This is a genomic window from Brachyspira pilosicoli (genome assembly GCF_019402445.1).
In the GTDB taxonomy this organism is placed as follows: domain Bacteria; phylum Spirochaetota; class Brachyspiria; order Brachyspirales; family Brachyspiraceae; genus Brachyspira; species Brachyspira pilosicoli_B.
On the sequence record NZ_SRZM01000284.1, the window covers coordinates 1 to 4,481 of the forward strand.

3 protein-coding genes and 1 pseudogene are annotated in these 4,481 nt (G+C 26.4%); 3 read left to right on the forward strand and 1 reads right to left on the reverse strand.

Going from position 1 to position 4,481, the window contains the following annotated elements; genetic code table 11:
- From E6A48_RS09180 to E6A48_RS09190, 3 genes and pseudogenes are all read left to right on the forward strand, one after another.
- Window positions 1-475: pseudogene (locus E6A48_RS09180) on the forward strand (hypothetical protein); the annotation flags it as partial.
- 248 nt (window positions 476-723) lie between these two features.
- Window positions 724-1,425, forward strand: coding sequence for a tetratricopeptide repeat protein (locus E6A48_RS09185; RefSeq protein ID WP_219709924.1), 702 nt, complete (start codon window positions 724-726; stop codon window positions 1,423-1,425).
- Window positions 1,426-1,452: 27 nt separating this feature from the next.
- Window positions 1,453-3,150, forward strand: coding sequence for a DNA repair helicase XPB (locus E6A48_RS09190; protein ID WP_157147678.1), 1,698 nt, complete (start codon window positions 1,453-1,455; stop codon window positions 3,148-3,150).
- A 306-nt stretch (window positions 3,151-3,456) separates the two neighbouring features.
- On the opposite strand, the gene E6A48_RS09195 is transcribed toward E6A48_RS09190, so the two are convergent.
- Window positions 3,457-4,296, reverse strand: a complete 840-nt coding sequence (locus E6A48_RS09195; RefSeq protein ID WP_219709925.1) for a glycosyltransferase family 2 protein — start codon at window positions 4,294-4,296, stop codon at window positions 3,457-3,459.
- Between the last annotated feature and the right edge of the window lie 185 nt (window positions 4,297-4,481).

Here is a 4,481-nt window from a genome sequence, read left to right on the forward strand (position 1 = left end):
ATACATGTATATATCAATAATGGTTATTTTTATTTTTGGAATGTTAGGATTTTTCTCTATAAAAGTTCCTCATGGAATTGCTATACATTTATTATTAATATTTTCAATATTTATGTTAATCTTATATAAAAATATTAGTAATCAGAAAAAAATAGTTTCATTCGTTTCTAGTTTTATTATTATATTTATAATAGTCTATATGTCATTATTTTTACTTAAAAAGTATGATACTATTAATAATCCTGATATAACAAGAAATTATAATATTACCTATAATCAAATTATATCCCTTCTACAAGAAGCTGATAAAAATAATTTAGATACGTTAATAATAAATAAAGAGGATATAGAATATAATATAGGTTTTACAGATGATGAAAATTATATATGGAATAGGTATTTATCTATGTGGGCGTATAGATATGGATATACAAAAAAATATATAAAAATAAAATTTATAGAAAATGATATTTGATTGTATGTTTTATTATAATTAAATTATTATTATGCTAATCAATAAAATCTGTATGATATATTTTGTTGATTAGTATTTTTAAAGTTTATTACGTAAAATAAATATAGATAAATATTTTTTGTAAAAAGTGTAAAATATACAATAAAATATGGAGATGAATTTATTTAATTATATAAATAATGCTTGATTTTTTCGCTTTTACTATTATAATTAAATACTAAAAATAATGAAATTAATAAGAGGATATTATGTCTGAAAATACTACTACTACATCTAAACTTCAAAAAAATGCGGAATTAATATTTACTTATGTATATAACAATAAAGTAATTTTTATCTCTGGTTTTGTGTTGATAATAGCAATTATAGCTGGTATTTTAATTTATAATATGAATATAGAAAATGCTGATAAAGAAACAGCAGCAAATTTTGAAGAAGCTTTGGCTTTATACGGTATGTATCAAACAGCAAATATTCCTCAGGAACAATTAAATAACCCTGCTTTAATAGTAGATATTACTACAAGAGTTCAAAAGGCTTATAATGATGCTAAAGGTAAAACTCTAAAACTTAGAGCAGCTTTTACTTTGGGTGGACTTTATTTTGATGTTGCTAACTATAATGAAGCTAAAAAATATTATCAGGAAGTAGCAAACTCTAGAGGTTTTTATTTACAGCCAGCAGCTTCATACAATTTGGCTAATGTATTAATAGAACAAACTAATTATACAGAAGCAGCTACTGTTTTAGAAAATTTCACTAAAGCATATCCTAAAAATTATTTAACTCCTCAAGCAACTTTAACATTATCTGATGTATATAGAAAACAAAATGATAAAACTAAAGCTATTAATGTATTAAGAACTTGGGTAAACAACAATACTAATAATACAGAATATTTTAATATATTTAATGAAACTATCACTCTTATAGAAAATAATATATATTAATTTTTTATTAATTTTAAGGAAAAAACATTGAATAATAATGCTCCTATCATAGTTCAGGGCGATGGTACTATTTTATTAGATGTAAGTACAGAGCATTTTGAAGAAATAAGAAATTTTTTGCTTGTATTTGCAGAGCTTGTAAAGAGTCCTGAATATATTCATACATATAGAATTACATTAGTATCATTATGGAATGCTGCTAGTTTGAATTATACAGCTCAGTCCATAATAGATTTTTTAAAGAAATATTCTTCTTATGATATACCAAAAAACATTGTAAAACAAATAGAAAGCAGTATATCAAAATACGGAAGAATAAAAATTATTAAAGAAGATGATGATAAATATTATCTTGTAAGCGATGATGAAAGCATTATAGAAGAAGTATTGCATTATAAGGCAATGGTAAAATATATTAAAAGAGAAGTTAATGACAATAAAATAGAGATAGACCCGATTTACAGAGGTCATATAAAATTAGCTCTTATAAATATAGGATACCCTGTAGAAGATTTAGCGGGTTATAAAACAGGGGAAGAGTATCATTTTAATTTAAGAAACAAGCTTTTATCTAATGGTGAAGATTTTTCTTTGCGAGAGTATCAATTAAATGCGATAGAAGCTTTTTATGCAAATGGGCGTCCTGAGGGCGGTGCTGGTGTTATAGCTTTGCCATGCGGTACTGGTAAGACTGTTGTAGGAATAGCTGCTATGAGCAAGATGCAAACTAAAACTCTTATAATAGTTACAGGAGTTACCGCTTGCAGACAGTGGAGAGATGAGATATTAGATAAAACAGATATACCAAAAGAAGATATAGGCGAATATAATGGACTTAACAAAGAAATAAAACCTATCACAATAGCTACATACAAAATACTTACATATAGAAAAGACAAGGAATCTCCTTTTGTTCATTTTGAATTATTTTTTAAGCATAATTGGGGGCTTATAATATATGATGAAGTTCATTTGCTTCCTGCTCCTATAATAAAACTTACAAGTGAGATTCAAAGTATGAGAAGGCTTGGACTTACTGCTACTTTGGTGCGTGAAGATGGTCTTGAAAAAGATGTATTTTGTCTTATTGGTCCTAAGAAGTTTGATATGCCTTGGAGGGAACTTGAAGAGAAGAAGTTTATTGCTGAGGCTTATTGTTATGATTTAAGAATACCGCTTGATAATGAGCAGAGGGCTGATTATGTGGTTTCTAGCGATAAAGTGAAGTTTAGAATTGCAAGCGAAAATATACTTAAATACGAAATAGTAAAAAAAATCATCAAAAAACTAGAAGGTAAAAACATACTTATTATAGGGCAGTATTTAAATCAGCTTAATGAGATGAAAAAACAAACAGGATATACCATTATTACAGGTAAAACTCCTCAGGCTGAAAGAGATGAGATTTATAAAAAGTTTAAGTCAGGTGAAATAAAAATACTTATAGTAAGCAAAGTAGCTAATTTGGCAGTTGATTTGCCTGATGCTAATGTATTAATACAAATATCTGGTACTTTTGGCTCTAGGCAGGAAGAAGCTCAAAGATTAGGCCGTGTTCTTCGTCCGAAAAAAGGTGAAAACAAAAGCTATTTCTTTTCGGTTATTACAAGCGATACAAAAGAAGAAGATTTCTCTCATAAGAGGCAGTTATTTCTTACAGAGCAGGGATATCATTATGAGCTTTTGGATATGGCTTCTTTTGAAGAGCTTACTTTTTCAAAATAAAATTTTATATAAAAGTTTTTAATATTTAAATAAAAAAACACTCTATAGAAAACCTATAGAGTGAAAGTAATGGGTTTGTATATATATATCTTAAGAGTGCAACAAATGACGTTTGTGCTATTAATATAAACATATTATAATAGAAATAGTAAAATATTATAGAAAAATAACATAAAAAAATTGGGCTTATGAAAAAATCACAAGCCCTTAATAATAGTGTTAGGAGTCTGATAATAATGAATAATTACTTATCTTTTAGTTATACTTATATAACCCAATAATTTAGTTTAGGTAAAAATAGTAATGTTACTGATTTTTGTTTTTATAAACATTTTCTTTTTTTGAGATATTAAATTTTGATAATATATAAACTATTCCAATTAGAAATCTCAAAAAATACATAGATATTGTATAAATAGGGTGAAATAGTAATTTTTTCCATTTAGCTTTTTCTATATATACACCAAAATAGCGATAAAATAATCCAAACTGTTTTTTTGTTGTTTCATCATATCCCCATTTATCAAAGTAATTATTAAAGTTTGATGCGTAATAGCTTTTTTTTACTATATATTGTTTGAGTGTATGATTTTCATGATGATATAGAGGAGATTTTATTATATCAACATCACCTATTTGTTTTATGCGTCTGTCAATATCCCAATCTTCGGTTCCATTTAAATTTGAATCGAAACCTCCTATTTTTATGAATGCTTCTCTTCTAAAAAAACGAACAGCATCTATTACAGTGGCATCATAAAAAGAACGTTCAAAGCTTCTCACTCTATTAAAAAAACTATCTCCAAATATTTTCTCTGGTATGTATAAAGCTTGGATATTTTTATTGCTATTAAAAACTTCCAAGCATTCTGTTATCACATTTTCTGAGAGAGTCATATCAACATCTAAAAATCCTATTATTTCACCACTTGACATTTGAGCTCCATAGTTTCTTTGAGCAGAGCGTTCAGGACCTTTAATAAAAGTTTTTGCACCTAATTCTTTTGCTATTTCTACGGTTTTGTCTGTTGAGTTGTTGTCTACTAATATTATTTCTGTATCTTTATAATTAGAGTTTTTTACAGCATTTATGCAATCAGCAATAAAGCTTTCAGAGTTTCTTGTTGTGATGATTATGCTTACCATTAGTATTTCCAAAAAATATTTTTTAAAGTTTTAAAAATCATATATATAATTTTGTTGTAAAGTTTTTTTATTCAACTTTTTTCCACATTTAGGTGTAAGCTAAATTTAGATTTTATTTTAATACATATTCCATAAATATAAAGCTAAATATTTGTACTTTTTGCAACTTTGACGAAGTCCACAGC